We start from the raw sequence: 20554 nt of genomic DNA, 5'->3' as shown, positions 1-20554 counted from the left end.
AAATCATACGATTTACAAATTATTATTTTTTGTAACAAAAGAGAGGGAACACACAAAACAATACCCTGCCCAACTTCCTCACGACAATGTATATTTGACGCTATCTGTAAGATAGCTCTCTCTTACGCGAGAGTTGACGCTCTATGTTAGATAGCTCTCTCTTACGCAGAGTTGCAACTATAATGCTCACCATCATAGCTGCAACCCTGGTAATCGTCAATGTGCCGAATATTACCCCTGCTTGGCGGGATCTTTTGCAGGATCGGGCGGCATTCCGCTCTGCAACGGTGTCTGGCCATTAATGACCCAGTCACACGGTGCGCCTGATCCCTGAAGACCGTTGTAACTATTCAGACCACAGGATAAGGAAATGCCATCAGGAACTGGGAATTGAGCGGTAGCCCCCAGATTCAGTTTCGCTCGATCGACCTCTGGACAGGGAACCCCATCGCGATCCTGACCACACCAGCCGTTTGAGGCATATTCCATCACACTATGCCAGATAGGGGCGGCTCCTGTGATACCAACCACGCCTTTTTTCATAGGCTCCTGGTTGGTATTACCAGCCCAGACCCCTACAACTACATTCGGCGTGTACCCAATCGTCCAGTTATCTTTAAAGCTATCTGTCGTTCCAGTTTTAGCTGCCACCTGGTAAGGACACGTGCGAGCCAGGTAGTCGCTGGCACAGACGGGATAACGATCCGTGAACGAGAGGTCATGGTCATCCAAGAATTCGCGGGCACGATCCACTTCATCCATCAGGACCGAGGTCATCATATAAGAGACCTGAGGCGAGAAGACCTGTTGTCCTTTCACTGCCGCTGGATCAAAATGATAGAGGTTGTGACCATAATTGTCCCAGATATCCAGCACACCCTGTGCAGGAACCTTCTGGCCCTGATTGGCAAAAGACTGATAGGCATTGACCATATTGACGAGAGGAACTTCGGCTGTACCCAGTACAAGCGACATACCATAACAATTGATTGGGCTGGTCGCAATCACATTCGTAGCACAGGGAGGATCTAGCTTCGCTGCATCAGTCTTCACATCATCTAAGAGACCCAGACGCGCTACAGTATTGGTGATATTATCGAGTCCCACTATTTGAAGAGCTTTTACCGCAGGAACGTTAAAAGAATTGGCAGTTGCCATACGAATGGTGGTTGGCAGGTTATTAAAACCACCGCCATAATCGCTTGGTCGGTAAGCTTGATTTGGCCTTGGATTATTGAGCTCGTCTGGAGTCAGTGGAATGCCCGCTCCTGCTCCCAGACCGTTCGGGAAATAGGTGGGGAAGTCTGGCAAAACAGTTCCTGGATTCAATCCCATCTGGAAGGCGGTTGCATAGACAAAGGGCTTGAATGTTGAACCTGGCTGGCGAGGCTCGGTCGCCATATTATAGTTACCAGCGACCTGAAGACTGGGATCATTGTAGTCTACCGCGCCATCCATCGCCAGGACTTCTCCTGTTTTGGAGTTCATGACCACCACTGCTGCATTATGCAGATTATCATCTTTATTCAGCGTTAAATAGCGATGCCCCTGGAACTGCTGGATTTCAGGCTGAGTGATATGCCGCGTTACCTCAGCCTCAGCATAGTTCTCCAGATTAATATCTAATGTGGTGCGAATATTAAATCCGCCAGTGAGAAAGGCCCCTGTTCCGGCATTTGTATCACCATTCCCCAGCGCTGCCTCGACTTGTCCACTAATCCATTTTGCAAAGTGCTGCGCTTTTCTCGTAGGCTGATAGCGATTGAACGTCATGTGGGTGGTAATATCTTCAACCTTACTCACAATTGCTGGTGTAATCTTGCCAATGCCCGGCTCAGTCATCCCTAGCATCTGATTTAAGACGTAATCCTGACGCGCAAAGGCCGCTTTCTGCTGCTTCGCCCCTTGAGAAACGTCAAATGCCACTGGCTGCTGTGGAATACCCGCCAGGAGCGAGGCTCGTGCCAGACCCAGAAGAGGATCATGCTTATTGGTCTTTGTATCAAGATCAAGCTGGGCAACAGCTGGTACACATTTGAAGTTCTGATCACATTGTGGCTGCAAACCAAAATAATCTTGAATTGCCGACTCAACACCCAGGTTCAAAGAACCATAGGGAGCCACGTTAAAATACATCTCCAGCACTTTCCATTTGGGATATTCCTGGGTTAATCCAATCGCCATGGCGGCCTCAGGGATCTTTCGCTGGATACTCGCATCTTCGTTATGAGATAAGTTTTTGACTACCTGCTGAGTAATCGTACTACCACCACCATAATGGGTCAGAGCAGAACGCACAATAGCCTGTGGGTTAATGCCCACTGGATTGGTCCAAAACGAACCATCTTCGGCTGCCACCTGAGCATCTTGAAGCGCCTGCGGGATGTCTTGATAGCTGACTGGCGTTCGACGCCCTGTGTCGTCAGATACATCATAGATCAAGACACCATTGCGATCATAAATACGCGTGGTCTGTGAGATCTGCGAAGCTGCAAGGCGCTGTAATTGGGGCAGTTGATTCTGATAATAGGTATACCCATAGGCTGTACTGGAGAAGCTGGTGACAACGAGCAACAGAAAGAGAGCGATGGCAATTCCGCTCCAGATCTTCGTTGCTGGCCCATTTTTGCTCCAGCGCTCGCGGCGATTGCGCATCTGTCGAATAATACGCGTGGTGCGCGAACGCTTCCAGGGCTTTCTTGTGCTTTTATACTGCGGCTGAGCCCCCTGGGCAGCCCCAAAACTTCCAGCCATGGGCATCGATGAGTGATAGCGCTCCATCTCAGGAGCGGGTGGTTCAGGCTTATAACCAGCCACCGCAGCTAATTTACCCGACCAGCTACGTACGGTCTGCATCGTATTGGAGACAAAGCTGTTTGCTGGACGGTGGCCGGATAATAATCCTCCATTCCGTGGCGCTCCCTGGCTAACAGGCGGAACCATGGGCGGCACAGGCGCTGGCGACTGGAACGAGGATTTGCCTGGAGCCGGGTTTATGGGGCTGGCTCCTCCATGATTTGTCACAGGTGGGGGGGTGGCGTTCTGCTGAGCATATCCGCTTAAAAGCCCTGTCTTGCGTGGCTGCTCGCTCTTTTCGCTAGCCGCTGGCTGTGGCGTAGAGCCAGGCTGCATAGTGGGCTGCTTTGCACTCTGTTGCGCATAGTTACTTAATAGACCTGTCCGTCGTGGCGGCGGGCCTGCTTGCTCTTGATCTGGCTTATTATTGTCATTAGGAGGCTGTTGATTTGTGTTATTCATAGAAACATCATCCTTTATTTACCACTGAGAAGACCCTTTGCCTGTCTGGGCCGCACTCTGTGATGCATAGGTATTTTGTGCTTGCTCCTTACATATGTTACTGTCTGAAATATTCTTCCTCATACTCCAATTCTCCATTGGAAAGAATATCTATTGTGAGTTCTTCTATCTCATATCCATCCCCGCCCGCCTCTTCGCCCCACTAAGTTATACAGGAGAGCAAATCCTACTAAACAGAACGGATAAAATGACACACGTTAACGTAACTACCCATTTAGGTGATTGCTAGCAAACCCAAATGGATAGGTCTCTTAGCCCCTATCCAAGGTACTAAAAACCTCAGCAAAATGCTCAAAAATCAGGTACAATAAGAATTGATATTCATAAATCGTGATGAGGAGATTTTTCCATGTTCTTATGGCGCGCTCACGTCTTACGGCTCTGGCTACTCTTTCTCTGCATCGGTCTGCTTCTCTCTTTCCTCTCAACCACTTCTGCTAAGGCTGCAGATTCACCAATAACTATTACTTCTCAAACAACAACGGTCGATTTTCCCAAAGCGATTGATTTCTTGTTGAGCGCACAGGATGCACATGGATCAATCACTCAAGCAACGCTGTTCATTAAATATGATGGTGGGAGTTTTGCAGAACAGCACGTTGTTAAACCAGATACCACTGCCTCAACGGTTCATCTCTCCTGGCACGATGATCTGATAACCAATCACTTTACGCCAGCCGATACACAAGTAACATACTATTGGATCGTCTGGGATGCTGCCGGGCAGACGCTTACGGGAAGTATGCAGAACGTTAAGGTGATTGATTCCCGCTTTAACTGGCTGCATCTCACTCAAGATCAGGTACAAGTGAATTGGTATAATCGTCCAGGTGAGTTTGGGCAGACACTTCTCTCACAGGTCATGGCGACGGTCAAGCAGATTCACACGACACTTAGAGTTGGGCTAACCTCTCCTATCGATGTCTGGGTCTATGCTTCTACTGACGACTTTCATGGCTCTTTGCCTCCGGATGCTCATGAGTGGGCTGGTGGGATCGCGTTTCCTCGCTTGAATCAGACCAGTATTGTCGTAGAGGATACCAGTTCCAATCACCTGATCCGCGATATGCCCCATGAATTGACCCATCTGATCTTCCATCAAAATCTCTCAGCCTCGCTCGTCCCCCTCTGGTTCGACGAAGGGCTAGCCGTCTATAATCAGACCTACCATGAGTCCGAGATGGAGCTACGCTATAAAGATGCGGTGGCCCACAATCAGCTCCTCAAACTCAATACCATTACCGACGATTTTCCAAACGATAGCGATCAGGCCTATCTCGCCTATGCCCAGAGTTGGCAGCTACTGAACCATATGTACACGACCTTTGGTCAGACCAGAATGCAGTCTTTTATGCAGGCCATGCATACAGCATCCAAAACGACAACGTTCCAGGATGCGTTCAAAGCTTCGCTGGGCACGACGGTTCAACGAATGGAGAATGATTGGCATCTGAGCCTAGGGCTTCCTCCAACGCTCACGCCCGCCGAACTCCAGGCTCTCGATCAGCCAGTTACACAGCCAATCCCGCTCTCTTCGGTCAGTATCACCGATAGTAACGCACCAATGATGACGCTCCTCTCGCTTATGCTCATTTTTCTTCCTTTAATGGGCTATCTTACGCTGTTCTTTCAACAGCGTCTGGCGCTGCGGCAGGCCCAACAGGCCGAGCAGATGCTCAGGAATGCCTTTTTAGCAACGAAGCTTCCTGCAACACCGCAGTACTATACAGCACCTGGTTGGAAAAGTTTCGATTATCAATCTCCTACCAGTTATGCGCAGTCTTCAGATCCTTTTTCTGATGCACCTTATCACGATAGAACCGTTCCACCACCAGAGATACAGGAGTAAAACCAGATCTATGGGCAAACGACAGCAGAAGATGGTAGTGTATGATGCGGCAGCCCACTATTATCCATCACAGACATTATCGCTTGAGCAACTCGCTCACTGGATTGCATTTAGCCGGGTCCTGGGAATTGGCTCGGTCCGCTTTAAACGCTTACTCGACTACTTTGCAGATGATGCTCAACTTGCCTGGCGCGCTGATAGCAAAACCCTGGCACAGATTGAGGGGCTGGATCAGAAGACGATCGATAGCTTTCTCCAGCAGCGGACAAAGATCAATCCAGAACAAGAATTAGAGCGTCTCACGGCTCGTTGTATCCAGATACTCACCTGGAAGGATGATGCCTATCCACCACTGCTGAAAAAGATGGAGAATCCTCCTCCAATCCTCTATCTCTGTGGAAACCTGACGGATGATGATCGGCGCTATAGTATTGCCGTCGTTGGAACACGCAAAATGTCAGCATACGGTCGTCAGGTGACACAGGAGATGTGCCAGGGGCTGGTCAAAAGCCATGTGACGGTGGTAAGTGGTCTGGCTCTTGGAGTGGATACGGTGGCCCATACGACGGCCTTGTCAGAAGGAGGGCGTACCCTGGCTGTTCTGGCCTGTGGACTGGATACTATTTATCCACAGGAAAATTATCATCTGGCCAGACGTATCGTAGAGTCCGGCCAGGGTGCTCTGATTACCACCTTTCCGCTCGGGGTCAAACCAGATGGCAAGAATTTTCCAGCTCGCAATCATATTATCTCTGGCCTCTCGCTTGGTGTATTGGTGACAGAGGCCCCTCTAAAAAGTGGGGCGATTATTACCGCTAATCTGGCCCTCTCCCAGGGGCGTGAGGTCTATGCTATCCCTCACCAGATCCATGCCGCCTCAGGCAGTGGCACCAATCATCTGTTGCAAAATGGTGCCCACCTTGTGACTCAGATCGATGATGTTCTGGGCAATCTCAACCTCTATATGCTTCCACAACAGAGTGAGATGCAGGCTCTCATCCCTGAAAATGATGCAGAGCGCATCCTGCTCAATCTCCTTGCTCGGGAGAGCTTCCATATCGATGACCTGATCAGAGAATCACAGTTGGAGCCTCAAGTGGTCTCCGCCACCTTAACTATCATGGAGCTTAAAGGCATGGTACGCATGGTCGGTACTATGCAGTATGCCTCGGGGTGAACCTCTTCCTGGCTCATTGTCTCTTCTCATTGTCTCTTCTATAAGAACTATAAAGCCCTGGGTCAATTGTTCTGACAATTGACAAGGTTACTGTTCAGCAGGTATGGTGAATGGTAGCACATTTTTATTGTCTGCTCGCTTGAATTAGTCAGCAGTAGATGCGGTACCATATGCTATCATCCAGTGTTTTTAGCCTGTTTTAAACCGGGGAGAGTTCCACAACGATGCCAACAGAATATATGAAATTAGTACGCGATCGTATTCCAGCCATCATTCAACAGAATGGTTCGACCTGTGAGACAGTTGTCATAGCTGACGATAATGAATATCAACAAGCCCTGCGCGAAAAATTAATTGAAGAGGCCTGTGAACTGGCGGTGGCTACATCTGAACAGATGCTAATTGAGATGGCCGATATCTATGAAGTGCTCGATGCACTGATCAGCAGCTATGGGCTCTCCCCCGAGACAATCAGACGCGTTCAGGCTCAGCGCCGCAGCGAGCGCGGAAGCTTTAATCAGCGCATCCGACTGCTACGCACGAATCCATAAGCTGCGACTCTATAACTATCCATTATCCAGAACAGAGAGAATAATAGTCGATAGACTGTCATGGTCTATATTTATATGAGAGAATTTGTTAGCTCATATGTCAGGGGAGTTTTATGATCTATCTTGATCATCTCTTACAAGCAACACGGGGAGCCCTACAGAACGCTGGCACCGCAACTCAATTCACAGGGTTTAGCCATGATTCCCGCCAATTAGAGCCGGGCGAGCTCTTTGTTGCTGTACGGGGCGAACGTGGCAATGGTCATGACTACCTGCTCGATGCTCTTCGTAAGGGGGCCGGTGGTCTGCTACTGGAGGCTCGCACCTTTTCTCAGCTCTCTGAACAGATGCTCACGACTCTCCAGACCTCCGATTGTGCTCTGGTGGTGGTTGAAGATACCCGCCTGGCCCTCCAGGCGTATGCACAGTTTATTCTGGCACGCTGGAAACCTACGGTGATTGCTGTCACTGGAAGCGTGGGGAAGACCAGTACGAAAGAGGCTATTGCCAGCGTGCTTTCCACCCGTTATCCAACTTTTCGGAGCTGGCAAAACTATAACGACCTGCTGGGGATTCCACTCTCTCTCGGTCGTCTGGAAGAGCAGCATCGCTATGCAGTGCTAGAACTGGGCTGTGATCATCCGGGGGAGATTACTGAGCTCTGCCATCTGGTACAGCCTCAGATGGGGGTGCTCACCAATATCCAGCCTGTTCAGCTTCAGTACTTTGGTTCACTGGATCAGTTAGCCAATGAACTGGGGACGCTCCTGACCGCTTTGCCTAAAGATGGATACTGTTTCTATAATCATCAAGATCTGCTGCTCCAGAGTATGGTCAATACCTATCCCCCCCAACAACAGACTCATCTGCAACCCTTTGTCTCGCTGCCTTCTCATCCTGAAGTTCCCGTTCAGATACGTCTTCGACAACTTGATTGGGATGGTCTGAAGTTCCAGGTTGCGGAGGACGATCAAGAGCTCTCTCTTGAGACGATTGAGCTCAGTTCTCATCTCCTTGGACGGCATGCTAGTGCAACAATGCTTGCAGCCTATCAAGTCGCGATCCGCTGTGGCTTTACCCCTGAAGAGGCGAGCCTGGCTATCCAACTGCTACAACCTCTTGTGGGACGGCTCTCTCCGCTGCCAGGTCTACAAGGTGCCAGACTCCTCGATGATACCCATAATGCATCACCAGCTTCGTTGATTGCCGGTCTGGAGACGTTGAAGGCGCTTACACCTGCACAGGGAGGTGGCCGCATTGCGGTTCTGGGCGATATGCTTAATCTGGGCGCATATGAAGAGGAGGCACACCGTGTGGTAGGAACGGTTGCGGCTGAATGTGTGGATTATCTCATTGTGCGAGGAGAACTTGCCGATATTCTGGCCACCTCCGCCCTCCAGGCCGGTTTAGACAGTGAACGTATTATCTTCACATCAAGCCATGAAGACGCGGCTCAGGCAGTTCGCAACCTCCTTGATAACCTGCCCACAGGGGTTGAGGCCGTTGTGCTCATCAAAGGCTCAGAGGAGACGCGAATGGAACGGGTGACGGAGATGTTACTGGCACGTCCCTGGGAGGCATCTGAATGTCTGGTCCGTCAGACTCCTGGGTGGAAAAAGACGATCTTCCGCCATGCCGATCGTCCAACCTGGGTTGAGATTGATCTCAATGCGATTGGCAATAATACGCACCATCTTCAAGCGCTTGTTGGCCCTCATGTACAGATTCTTATTAGCCTTAAGGCCGATGCCTACGGTCATGGTGCGGTGAAGGTGGCTCGAACGGCGCTCCACAATGGAGCCCGTATGCTTGGCGTGGCAACGGTTACAGAGGCGATTCCCTTACGGGAGGCAAATATTACAGCTCCCATTCTGGTCTTTGGCTATGTGCCACTCTGGCAGATGCGCGAGGCGATCCGGCTGGGCGTGACGATCACGCTGTATTCAAGCGAGGCCGCTCAAGCGTTATCTCATGCCGCTCAGGAACTGGATAAGACGGTCAGGGTCCATGTAAAAGTTGATACTGGTATGGGACGGCTTGGCATACGTTGGGAGCAGTCTGAAGAGATTATTGCGCTTGTCCGCGAGATTACTGCTCTCCCCGGGCTGGAGTTAGAGGGGCTCTATACGCACTTCGCACAGGCCGATGCCAGCGATCAGAGCTATTCCCTGATGCAATTGGCCCGTTTTCAGCAGATTCTCGCTCTATTAGAAGAGCAGAGCCTACGCCCTCCCATTGTCCATGCCGCCAATAGTGCGGCCACGCTGAGTCTAACAGCCGCCCATTTTGATCTTGTTCGTCCAGGCATTGCGATCTATGGTCTGGACCCATCCCCTGAAGTACGGGTTCCCAGTGAGTTTCGTCCGGCCCTTTCGTTTCGTACGCAAGTCTCGCAGGTCAAATGGATTCCGGCTGGCGAGGGCATCAGCTATGGAAGTACCTATTGGACCACGCGACCCACAAAAATTGCGGTCCTCCCCGTTGGATACGCCGATGGCTTTCGGCGCGGCCCCCAGAACTGGGGCTATGTCCTGATCCATGGTCAAGAAGCGCCCATTTTGGGTCGTGTCTGCATGGATCAATGTATGATAGATGTCACAGATATTCCACATGTCCGCGTTGGCGATGAGGTCGTTCTCATCGGAAGACAGGGTGAGGCAACCCTTACTGCTGAAAAAGTCGCTGAACGTCTGGGAACTATCAACTATGAAGTTGTTGCAGAGCTGCTTGCGCGGGTGCCAAGAGTGGATTAAATCGCTCATTCCAATCATACACCTCATTTTCTTGACCTGATGACGTCCAGGCTCGTATAAAGGATAGGGAATGCATGGACCATCGTTTTTCTTGTCGGTGTTAATGAGGAATGTTATGCAAGAAGGCACATCCGAAGAGATCTCAGTCCTATCAACACGCCCAATCAGGGCGCTTCTCATTGCAAATCCCACAGCCGGTGGCAGCTATCTACACCATGAGCAGCAGATAGCTGACACACTGAGCTACCTCCGCACAAATGGCTGGCAGGCTGAACTTCAACTGACGCAAGAGGCTGGCAATGCAGGAACATTTGCGCGCGCCGCTGTGCAGGAACAGATAGATGCTGTCATTGCTATTGGTGGGGACGGAACTATCAATGAAGTGATTCAAGAGCTTGCTGGCAGCTCTACTGCCCTGGGGGTCATTCCCAGTGGAACAGTGAATGTCTGGGCTCGCGAGGTCGGCATCCCGTTAGATTTTGCTGGTGCCCGCGAGGTGCTTGTACATGGCCAGACGCGCACCATCGATCTGTGCCAGCTCAATGAGCACTACTTCTTACTCATGGCTGGCATTGGTATTGATGGCGCTGTGGCTCATGCGGTTGAGCAGACTCCGCTGAAACGGCTTGGCGTTCTGGGGTACTTACTGATCGCCACCTGGTATGGTTTTGGACATTCTCCTTTTCAGGTTATGCTTGAGCTCGATGGGAAAACAATAAAGGTGCATGCCCTGCAAATAATTATTGGCAACACTCAACTCTACGGTGGTGCCCTGAAATATACCTGGCTGGCAAAATGCGACGATGGACTCCTGGATATTTGTGTCGTTCTCAAACGCAACATCTTTGGACGGATTGTGGTTCTACTCGATTTTCTCCTGCGCCGCGAACAGCGCCGTCAATGGATTCGCTATGAACGAGGACAGGTTGTTAAAATCTATACCCGCTATCCCGAACCAATTCAGGTCGATGGAGATTACAAAGGGTTCACAACCTCTCAGCAGGATGAGGCAACGGTCTTTAAGGTCATTCCCGGGGCTTTAAAGGTGATCGTCCCACAACAACTGCCATCAGAACTTTTCACTCTTCGGTAAAATACCTGCTCACATCGGAAGACGCTTCGCTTCCAGGCAATAGATCTGACCTCAGCTTAGATCTATTGCTTCAATGAGAGCCCCTGTAACGTATCATAGAGTAGACCTTCATAAAAGGGTTTCGCCATCCGGTATACAACCTTTATTTTCAGAGAAGAGTCCCATAGATAGAATGAATCATTCAAGAGATCAGGAAGAGAGAAATGTGCGATGGCAAAAGCAGTTCTTCAGGAACAACAACGGCTCCTTTTACAGCAAGAGCGACAGCTAGCCTCTGTCCTCCAGGGTAGCCTGGCTGGTTTCGAGGGCTCTGATGCTCATGCAACAACCCTGCGACAGGTCCTTGATACGCTGGATGATCTTTTTCTTCTCGTTGTCGTGGGTGAGTTCAACGCTGGTAAATCGGCCAGTATCAATGCTCTCTTGCGCAGTGAGGTTCTGGCTGAAGGTGTCATCCCCACGACTGACCAGGTGACCGTCCTGCGCTATGGGGAGAGTCAACAGCAACGCCAGACTGAAAAAGGTCTGCTTGAGATCAGCTATCCAGCCGATTTCTTGCACGATATTAGCATTGTCGATACGCCTGGCGTCAATGCAGTCCTGCTTGAACATCAGCGTCTTACGGAAGAGTTTGTCCCTCGCAGCGATCTCATCCTGTTTGTGACCTCGGTTGATCGTCCTTTTACGCAGAGTGAACGGGTCTTTCTTGAACATATCCGTACATGGGGCAAAAAGATCATCATAATTCTGAATAAGATCGATCTCCTGCGGGATGATGATGCTCTTCAGCAGGTTATCGCCTTTATTCGCGAAAAGTGCAAACAGCTACTGGGCTTTGAACCCGATATCTTCCCTGTCTCGGCCTATCAGGCCGAACAGGTCCATTCGGCAGTAGGCAATCAAGCACTCAAATTATGGGAGAGCAGTCAATTTGGAGTGCTTGAGGAGTATCTCTTCAAAACGCTGGATGCAACTGAACGTGTCCGTCTCAAATTGCTCAACCCGCTCGGTGTGATGAACCGTATCCTGGGCGAGACACGCAATGCCATTGAAGAACGTGCAAAGCTCCTGGCCGAAGATGCTCGCACTGTCCAGACAATTGATGAGCAGCTTCAACTCTATCACACCGATATGCAAGAGGATTTTAAGCATCGTCTGGGCGAGATTGAGAATATTATTTTGGAGATGCGCACACGCGGCGATCGCTTCTTCGATGATACAATGCGCCTGCGCCGCGTGTTAGACCTTGTCCGTGGAGAGAAAATCAAACAAGAGTTTGAGAGTGAGGTCTTAAGTGATAGTGCTGCCCGCATCGATCTGGCCGTTCAAGAGCTCATTGATTGGATGGTCGAGCAGGAACATCGCTTCTGGCAGAATGTGATGGAATACCTGGATCGACGACGTCAGGTCAGTCTTCAACGAGAGGATCGAATGCTTGGTTCGGTCGGAAAACAGTTTGATTTTAATCGTCGAACGCTGCTCCAATCGGTCTCACGCACCGTTACGATAGTTATTCAAGGCTATGATCAGCAAGCAGAGGCCTTACAGCTCTCAATGGATATGCGCAACGCAGTCGCTCAAGCTGCCCTCACAAGCGCTGGAGGTCTAGGATTGGGGGCTCTCATCGTGGCCGTTATGGGGACTCTGGCAGCCGATGTGACCGGTATTATCGCTGGCCTTGGTCTGGTGCTCCTGGGCTATGGCATTATTCCACTCAAACGGCGACAGGCCAAACATACCTTTGATGATAAAATGACGGAATTACAGACAAAACTCTCTTCCGCCATGCAGGAACAATTTCAGAAAGAGCTCAATCATTCTGTCCAACGCGTCCAGGATGCCATCGCTCCCTATACGCGCTTTGTACGCGCTGAACAGCAGAAAACCACTACGGCTCAGGAGAGTCTGGCTCAACTGAACAAAGATCTCCTGGATCTGAAAACTCAGATTGAGGCCCTGTAAACACGGTGGGGTATCTTTATGGTTGAAACAAGGAGCACGCTTGCGCTCCTCTGGTAGCGAGGTTCTCCTTCATTTATAGTTCACATATAGTTCACACGCATCTCTTTGTGGCGCGATGTACATACGGATACGGAAGCTATTCAACTCCCTCCGTATGTACATTGCTTCACTCAATGGATTATGCCCATATAAATCAATCGAGGTCAGGCTGAGACTGATGGGAGCAGGCTCCACATTAGTCAAAGGTCCCATTGAACACGCCATTGATGAGAAAAATCGCCAGACATGCCATGCCAAAAGCAATCAATGAACCAATCCCACCAGCTTCATGAAAACCGGCCAGAATAATCGCAGACAAAGGTACAAGCATTACAACGGAGACAATTCCCAGGGCAAGACGCTGCCCGGGCTCCGGTGAGCTCTTTCTGCGTGGCTCCGCAAAAATCTTCCCGCCGCTCGATTGCGAAGTTCGCTGAGCAATACGGGCTGCGAGATCATCCATAAAAGCGTCATCATAACCCGCCTTCTGACGCCCATAAGTAGGATCTTGATATGGCTGTGCATACTCTGGTGCACCAGTATACCCACTATAGTGCACCTGGGATGGCCCATCAGTCTCCCCCATAGAATATTCCTCCTCAAAGAACCGAGTGCATACAATATTCTCTGCATTCCTCCTCTTGTACGTTTCGCACTCTAAAAAGTTTGATTCCCGGGCTCGCATGGCCTATCTCTCCCTGATCTTTTCCGCTGGAAAGGGGGCATCGCGCTCATCTTCATAGCGTGTCGAAGACGTGTAACGGTTTGCAACGAACAGACGTCTTTTCAACAGTGGCAGACATTCTCATCGTACAGTTTTTTTCAGCATGACATGAGGGTACCAGCATGGATCAAAACCAGCGTCACAGTCCCTGGCGTATCAAACCTATTAATCTGATCCTCAAACATGAAGAGGAGCCAGACAAAAGTCTTAAACGGACGTTGGGCCCTTTGAGTATTACGGCGATGGGCATTGGGGCAATTGTTGGAACAGGTATTTTTGTCTTGACAGGAGTCGCCGCCGCTCGTTACGCTGGCCCAGGCCTGATTCTCTCGTTTGTGATAGCCGGTATCGTCAGTGGTCTAGCCGCCATCTGTTATGCTGAATTTGCCAGTACGGTTCCTGTAGCAGGGAGCGCCTATACCTACTCTTACGCGACATTGGGTGAGCTCATTGCCTGGATTATTGGCTGGGATCTTATCCTGGAATATGCTGTTGGAGCTGCGGCAGTCAGTATTGGCTGGTCTGGCTATGTCACTGATTTCTTGCAGAGCGCCCTGGGCATTACCCTCCCTAAAGCGCTGACGGCCTCGCCCTTCTCAGGGGGTATTGTGAATCTTCCTGCGGTCCTCATTATCATCTTCTTGACCATTCTTTTAATCCGTGGCACATCAGAGAGCAGTACCTTTAATAATATTATGGTTGGCTTAAAGCTCGTGGTAATTATTTTCTTCCTGATTGTGGGCTTTGGACATATCAACCCGGCTCACTGGACTCCCTTTCTGCCCTTTGGAGCCGGAGGGATCTTCCGTGGGGCCAGTGTGATCTTCTTTGCTTACATTGGTTTTGATCAAGTTTCCACTTCAGCCGAGGAGGCTCGCAATCCCTCACGAGATATTCCCATCGGAATTCTGATTAGCCTGTTTGTCTGTACGGTCCTGTATATTCTGGTTACACTTGTGCTCACCGGGATGGTCTCCTACACTCAGTTGGATGTCTCGTCACCAGTCTCACATGCGTTAATCTTGCTGGGCCTGAATGCCGCCGGCTCGATCATCTCAGTCGGTGCTATCTGTGGCCTGACAACCGTTCTCATCGTCCTCCTCTATGGGCAGAGCCGTATCTTCTTCGCCATGTCTCGCGACAGACTGCTCCCTCCCATCTTCTCTCATGTTCATCATCGCTTCCACACACCTTATCTCTCCAGTATCGTTGTAGGCATTGTTGTGGCCCTGGTAGCTGGCCTGACACCAATCGATGTTGTGGCCGAACTGACGAATATCGGTACCCTGGCGGCCTTTGTGATGGTCTCAGCCGGAGTGCTTATTCTTCGTAAAACCCAACCGGATCTCAGGCGCGTCTTCCGTGTCCCTCTGGTCCCCTGGCTTCCCATCCTCTCAATCATATCATCGCTGATATTGATCGTTAGCCTCCCCCTCATCACCATTATCCGCTTTATCATCTGGCTTGCGCTCGGGCTGATCATCTACTTTGTCTATAGCCGCAAGCATAGCTCACTCGAGATGCTTACAGAATGAGAGAGTGAACACGCTCCAGGGACAGGCACAGCTCGCATATCTCCATATGGAGACTTGAAAGATCACTCTATCTATGAGATTATGACAGGCAAGTATACCTATTTTGCCTTCCTTCTCCTTTGCGCATTCAGCAATGTAAACGCTGCATACGGGCTATGGAAAAGTCCACGTCTCCCTTCCTCCCAGGTGACGAAACAGTGAAGCGAGCGCAAGAGAGCAGCAATAAGCAGTAACACACGACATCTTTGGAAAATGGAGAAGAGACTTATGCCGAAGAAGACGATGTTTGAAAAGATCTGGGATGCCCATGTTGTGCGAGATGTACCTGGGGAATCGACCATCCTCTACATTGATCGCCACCTCGTCCATGAGGCCACTTCACCACAGGCCTTCGCTGGATTGAAAGCTGCCGGAAGAACTGTCCGCCGTCCCGATGCCACTGTAGCCGTCCTTGACCATAATGTTCCCACAGTTACTGGTCGGCGCATGCTTGATGTCGTTGATCAAGAGAGTACCCTCTGTATTACGACGATGGAGCAGAATGCCCGTGAGTTCGGTGTGACCCTCTTCGATATGCAGGATGCCAAACAGGGCATTGTCCATATTATTGGACCAGAACTGGGCCTGACGCTGCCCGGTATGACCCTGGTCTGTGGCGATTCCCACACCTCTACCCATGGGGCATTAGGGGTCTTCGCCATTGGCATTGGCACCAGTGAGGTTGAACATGTGCTGGCAACGCAGTGTCTCTTGCAGAAGAAGCCCAAAACAATGAATATCCGCATTGAGGGGACGCTTGCTCCTGGTGTGACGGCAAAGGATGTTGCACTGGCCGTGATTGGGAAATTTGGAACGGGCGTTGGCACTGGCCATGTGATTGAGTTTAGTGGTTCAACGGTGCGCAATCTCTCAATGGAGGGACGGATGACCCTCTGCAATATGGCAATTGAGGCCGGGGCTCGAGCCGGGATGATCGCGCCCGATGAGATTACGTTCGCGTATATCCAGGGCCGCCCCTATGCTCCTCAAGGTGAGCAATTTGCACAGGCCGTGGCCGCCTGGAAGGAGCTGGCGAGCGATCCCGATGCAGAGTTCGATGCCGTCTATGAGCTCCATGTCGATAATCTGGGACCTCAGGTAACCTGGGGCACCAATCCTGGGATGGTTGCTGACGTCAAAGCTACGATCCCTGATCCCGAAGCTTTGAGCGATCCTCTTGCTCGCAAAAGTTATGAGCAGGCGCTCAAATATATGGGCCTGCAAGCCGGCCAAAAGATTGAAGATGTTAAGATTGATACGGTCTTTATTGGCTCCTGCACAAATTCTCGCTTAGAGGATCTTCGTCTGGCTGCCCCCTATGTTAAAGGGAAGCGCGTGGCATCTGGAGTGCGAGCCATTGTGGTACCAGGGTCGATGGGCGTGAGCCGACAAGCTGAGGAAGAGGGTCTGGCCGATCTCTTCCGCGAGGCTGGCTTTGAATGGCGTGAGGCTGGCTGTAGCATGTGCATTGCCATGAATGGAGATCGTCTCAGTGAGGGTGAGCGCTGTGCCTCGACCAGCAATCGTAACTTCGAGGGTCGCCAGGGGCGTGGAGGTCGCACGCATCTCGTCAGTCCGGCCATGGCCGCTGCCGCCGCAATTGCTGGGCATTTCGTTGATATTCGTGAACTCTAACATACGAGAGGAGATCGTATCGTGGAAGCTTTTACTACTCACCGTGGATTGGTCGCTCCCCTGGACCGCACCAACGTCAATACCGATGATATTATCCCCGCTCGTTTCTTGAAAACGATCAAACGCACTGGATTTGCCGATGCGCTCTTTGCAAACTGGCGCTTCCAGGTGGATGGGAAGACTCCCAACACAGATTTTGTGCTGAATCAGCCTCGTTATGCAGGGGCCAGTATCCTGGTCAGTGGCGATAATTTTGGTTGTGGCTCATCTCGTGAGCACGCTCCCTGGGCCATTCGCGAATATGGTTTTCGCTGCGTTATCGCTCCAAGCTTTGCTGATATCTTCTACAATAACTGCTTCAATAATGGTATCCTGCCAGTAACATTGGCAGAGGCAACAGTACAGGAGCTACTCTATCAGATTGTCTCTCACGAGGGCTATACGCTGGATGTCGATCTTCAGGCTCAGACTGTCACAACGCCAGATGGCCGTGTCCTGCGTTTTGAGATCGATCAATTCCGTAAACAGGCTCTCTTACAGGGGCTCGACAACATCGGCTGGACACTCTCTCACCATGATGAGATCTCTACATATGAAGCCGTTCGTAAACAGAGCGCTCCCTGGCTCTTCAAGAGCGAAGGAGAGACAGCAGCGCGCGCTCATTAATCATCACACATAATAGCCCCTTATATGTTCAGGCGATAAATCGCGGTTAGAAGCGATTTATCGCCTGAACATGTAATGGCCCATCATTCATGATGGCCGTTGTCACCCACTCCGCCCTGTCCCACTCTCATACAACAAACTACACCTTACGGGCGATTATGATCGTAAGCCAAGTGAACGTTCAAAGAGGCGAGCCAATCGACCAGGACCTGAATCGCTATCGCGGTGACGTGGGCTGCAATAGATCCGTCCTCGATCAACCGTACGGCAGCGGACACAGATCGGCTCATGACAATAAGAACAGTGCTGCATCGTCGAACGATGACAAAGAATACAGTGTTGGCGGAATAAGCGCATCATACTCCTTCGCCCTCCTCTCTTTCGCATTTTCTCTTCTTCTGCTACAGGTACGAAACAGCCTTCCAAAAGGTTGCGTCTTCAAGGTCATCCGTATCGTATCCAGGAACCCATCTCCAGACCTGCCTGCAATAGGACTATAGTCGCATCAGTAAAGTGTGCTTCTCTAGTATTCTTACTTCTGTAAAGATCAGTCCCCACTCTTCTGGCAGATAAAGCTAAAGAGGGAGACGAAATGAAGATCAGTCAACGAAAAATTAGAATGGAGCATCTATGGATCGTTTACGATATGAACTACGCTTGATGGGTCGGCGCGTTGTGCTCACACCCTTAATCATTATCCTGGCCTTTAGCCTGATTGGGATAGCGATGCATATTAATCAGCAAAATCCCGCGCGCTTACTATCCAGCATACTAGACATGTTTTTACCCCTGGCCGCTGGCGTCATTGTCGCTACAATAGCAAGCAAGGATGCTGCCTTAGAGCTGCAATTGACTATGCCACGTCTCTACTCTCGAACAACCATACTGCGTCTGAGCCTGATTGTCCTCTGGACCCTTCTCCTCTCATTCTTGCTCAGCCTTATGCTAAAGGTCTTGCAGCTTAGCTATCTACCGACACAGCTCCAGACCTGGCCTGCCATCACGGCCTTCCTGCTGGGACAATTAGGCTGGCTGGCCTCGTTGTGCTGGCTCGTAGCGATGGGGCTCTGCCTGGCTCTCGTGTTTCGTAGTGCAACCGCAGCTGGTGGTCTGCTTGCAGTCATCTGGATTGCCGAGGCCTTTTTTAAGGAGATCCTGATCACTACAGACTGGCTGAGGCCCATCTTTCTCTTCCCAACGACCTTAGAACCAGACATTACCTTCTGGCTCACTAATCGACTTGAAGTATTCGGCACCGGACTTGTCCTTCTGGTAGTTAGCTGGTTCATTCTCCACAATACCGAAGGCCTGTTAAAGAGTGCAAGTGAGGAATAAAACATGAAACAGATCTCTGTCCTGTTCGGGGCCACCCGCTATGAATTTTGGATGCAGATACGCCGACGCTCGATGTGGGTCACCCTCATTATTATGTCTCTGTTTATGACTGGTATTATCGCTCTTGTCTTCTCGAAGATGGGAGGAATCGCAAAGGTCCTCTCCTCTTTCTCTTCAGCGAATGTCGAACAGATTGTGGTGGACTGGGCCTGTATTGTGAATGTCCTTCTTCCAATCGGAGTTGGCTGTCTGCTCACCGATCGCTTCATTCGCGAACGCCGGCAGCATACTGATGAGATTTTAACCACGCTGCCCGCAGCATTGAGTGCTCGTCTCGCTGGTAAGTACCTTGGCTCGACGCTGGCAACCATTATACCAGTGATCCTCTTCTACTGTCTGGGGCTGGTACTACTCGGTGGATATCTGCACACCTGGCTGGTCATTCCCTGGGGGATTGCAGCCTTCGCAACCATCACGCTACCAGGACTCTGCTTTGTGGCTTCTTTTTCGATTGCCTGCCCGGCAGCGATATGGGCACCGCTGTATCAGTTTCTCTTCACCGGCTACTGGTTCTGGGGCAATCTGCTCAATCCACATCGTGGCATTCCATCGATTAGCGGGACAATCTTAACACCAATTGGTGGCTATGCGGCGCGCGGCATCTTTAATCCAACATATGGACTGATCGACTATGCTACCGACCCGACTCTGGCGAAGGGCATTGAAAGTATTCTCTTACTGCTTGGATTAGCAGTAGTAGCACAGATTGCTTTGTGGGGACTCTTAAAGTGGCGTCAGGCTCATGCCTGATCGTGAAGCTGACAATCCTGTTTACGAACGACTGTAAAACTGTTTCCTTATCGACAATAATAGCAAATGAAAAGAGAGACAATCATGAAAATTGAGATCAACAACCTGAATAAAGTCTACCGTGGTAACGTCCATGCTTTACGTGATTTGAATCTTACCATTGGTGGTGGCATGTTTGGTCTGTTGGGACCGAATGGAGCCGGAAAGACGACCCTGATGCGCATTCTCGCTGGTATCCTGCACTCTACGAACGGTTCGCTACAGATCGGACCCTATGATGGCACAACAGAGAAGGGTCGTACAGGTCTCAAACAGGTATTGGGCTATCTACCGCAGGATCTTGGTGTCTACCCCGATCTCAGTGCCCGCGAATTTCTGGATTACGTGGCGATCTTAAAGGGGCTTGATGACCGTACATTTCGTCGACGTCGTGTGGAAGAGCTCTTAGAGACCGTCGCACTGAGTGACGTAGCCAATCGTAAATTAAAAACATATTCGGGTGGTATGAAACGCCGGGCAGGTATTGCCCAGGCTCTGCTCAATGATCCACAATTTCTGATTGTAGATGAGCCAACGGCAGGGCTGGACCCTGAAGAGCGCATCCGTTTCCGCAATCTGCTCTCGGATCTGGCCGGTGAGAGAACGGTACTCCTCTCTACCCATATTGTTGAAGATATTGCACAGACCTGCCAGAATATCGCTGTGATGAAGAGTGGTCAGGTCATCTTCTCGGGCACCATTGCTCAGATGCTTGAGGAGACCCGTGAAAAGACATGGATTGTGACAACAAGTGGCAGCAAGCCGCAGGGAGAATTCTCCGTCATCTCGACACTAAACATGGGCCATTCAATACAATATCGCATTGTGGGAGACGCTCATGAGGTGCATCGTCTCAGTCCGACTATTCCATCCGCTAATATCGTTGCGACCGAACCAGGGCTGGAAGATGGCTACGTCTGGTTCATGAGCACGCACCGCAACAATTCTTATGCCACATCAAGCACCTTGTAGAATACCGTCTTACAGATAGTCTTGCGCCTGCTACCTCCTGGCCAGCAACAGGTAGCA

15 protein-coding genes are annotated in these 20554 nt (G+C 50.6%); 12 read left to right on the top strand and 3 right to left on the bottom strand.

Annotated elements, in window-relative coordinates:
- Positions 1-231: 231 nt before the first annotated feature.
- Positions 232-3258, bottom strand: a complete 3027-nt coding sequence (locus tag EL628_RS06065; RefSeq protein ID WP_126579079.1) for a transglycosylase domain-containing protein — start codon at positions 3256-3258, stop codon at positions 232-234.
- Positions 3259-3667: 409 nt separating this feature from the next.
- Here EL628_RS06065 and EL628_RS06060 point away from each other — a divergent pair, with 409 nt between their 5' ends.
- The 6 genes from EL628_RS06060 (at position 3668) to EL628_RS06035 (ending at position 12703) form a co-directional block, all read left to right on the top strand.
- Positions 3668-5167, top strand: coding sequence for a peptidase MA family metallohydrolase (locus tag EL628_RS06060; RefSeq protein WP_126579078.1), 1500 nt, complete (start codon positions 3668-3670; stop codon positions 5165-5167).
- A gap of 10 nt (positions 5168-5177) precedes the next feature.
- The gene (gene dprA / locus EL628_RS06055) at positions 5178-6344 is read left to right on the top strand and encodes a DNA-processing protein DprA (RefSeq protein ID WP_161975303.1); all 1167 of its coding nucleotides are present in this window, start codon (positions 5178-5180) and stop codon (positions 6342-6344) included.
- A gap of 224 nt (positions 6345-6568) precedes the next feature.
- The gene (locus EL628_RS06050) at positions 6569-6895 is read left to right on the top strand and encodes a nucleoside triphosphate pyrophosphohydrolase (RefSeq protein ID WP_126579076.1); all 327 of its coding nucleotides are present in this window, start codon (positions 6569-6571) and stop codon (positions 6893-6895) included.
- A gap of 113 nt (positions 6896-7008) precedes the next feature.
- On the top strand, positions 7009-9648 hold the full coding sequence (gene alr / locus EL628_RS29730; protein WP_161975302.1) for an alanine racemase: 2640 nt from the start codon (positions 7009-7011) through the stop codon (positions 9646-9648).
- 115 nt (positions 9649-9763) lie between these two features.
- On the top strand, positions 9764-10741 hold the full coding sequence (locus tag EL628_RS06040; protein ID WP_161975301.1) for a diacylglycerol/lipid kinase family protein: 978 nt from the start codon (positions 9764-9766) through the stop codon (positions 10739-10741).
- 210 nt (positions 10742-10951) lie between these two features.
- The gene (locus EL628_RS06035) at positions 10952-12703 is read left to right on the top strand and encodes a dynamin family protein (protein WP_126579074.1); all 1752 of its coding nucleotides are present in this window, start codon (positions 10952-10954) and stop codon (positions 12701-12703) included.
- A 235-nt stretch (positions 12704-12938) separates the two neighbouring features.
- Here the strand turns inward: EL628_RS06035 and EL628_RS06030 are convergent, their stop codons facing one another.
- Entirely contained in the window at positions 12939-13328 is a 390-nt protein-coding gene (locus tag EL628_RS06030) for a hypothetical protein (protein WP_126579073.1), read from the bottom strand.
- 260 nt (positions 13329-13588) lie between these two features.
- Here EL628_RS06030 and EL628_RS06025 point away from each other — a divergent pair, with 260 nt between their 5' ends.
- The 3 genes from EL628_RS06025 (at position 13589) to leuD (ending at position 17341) form a co-directional block, all read left to right on the top strand.
- The gene (locus EL628_RS06025) at positions 13589-15001 is read left to right on the top strand and encodes an amino acid permease (protein WP_126579072.1); all 1413 of its coding nucleotides are present in this window, start codon (positions 13589-13591) and stop codon (positions 14999-15001) included.
- A gap of 267 nt (positions 15002-15268) precedes the next feature.
- Entirely contained in the window at positions 15269-16675 is a 1407-nt protein-coding gene (gene leuC, locus EL628_RS06020; protein ID WP_126579071.1) for a 3-isopropylmalate dehydratase large subunit, read from the top strand.
- Positions 16676-16696: 21 nt separating this feature from the next.
- Entirely contained in the window at positions 16697-17341 is a 645-nt protein-coding gene (gene leuD / locus EL628_RS06015) for a 3-isopropylmalate dehydratase small subunit (RefSeq protein WP_126579070.1), read from the top strand.
- Positions 17342-17497: 156 nt separating this feature from the next.
- Here the strand turns inward: leuD and EL628_RS06010 are convergent, their stop codons facing one another.
- Entirely contained in the window at positions 17498-17701 is a 204-nt protein-coding gene (locus tag EL628_RS06010; protein WP_126579069.1) for a hypothetical protein, read from the bottom strand.
- 270 nt (positions 17702-17971) lie between these two features.
- On the opposite strand from EL628_RS06010, the gene EL628_RS06005 reads away from it, so the two are divergent.
- The 3 genes from EL628_RS06005 to EL628_RS05995 all read left to right on the top strand — a co-directional run bounded on the left by EL628_RS06005 (position 17972) and on the right by EL628_RS05995 (position 20497).
- Positions 17972-18676, top strand: coding sequence for a hypothetical protein (locus tag EL628_RS06005; protein ID WP_126579068.1), 705 nt, complete (start codon positions 17972-17974; stop codon positions 18674-18676).
- 3 nt (positions 18677-18679) lie between these two features.
- Entirely contained in the window at positions 18680-19486 is an 807-nt protein-coding gene (locus EL628_RS06000; RefSeq protein ID WP_126579067.1) for an ABC transporter permease, read from the top strand.
- An 84-nt stretch (positions 19487-19570) separates the two neighbouring features.
- On the top strand, positions 19571-20497 hold the full coding sequence (locus EL628_RS05995; protein WP_126579066.1) for an ABC transporter ATP-binding protein: 927 nt from the start codon (positions 19571-19573) through the stop codon (positions 20495-20497).
- Positions 20498-20554: the final 57 nt, after the last annotated feature.

The organism is Tengunoibacter tsumagoiensis, assembly GCF_003967535.1.
In the GTDB taxonomy this organism is placed as follows: Bacteria; Chloroflexota; Ktedonobacteria; order Ktedonobacterales; family Ktedonobacteraceae; genus Tengunoibacter; species Tengunoibacter tsumagoiensis.
Note: the sequence above shows the minus strand (reverse complement) of the source record. Positions and strands in the feature narration are given on the sequence as shown.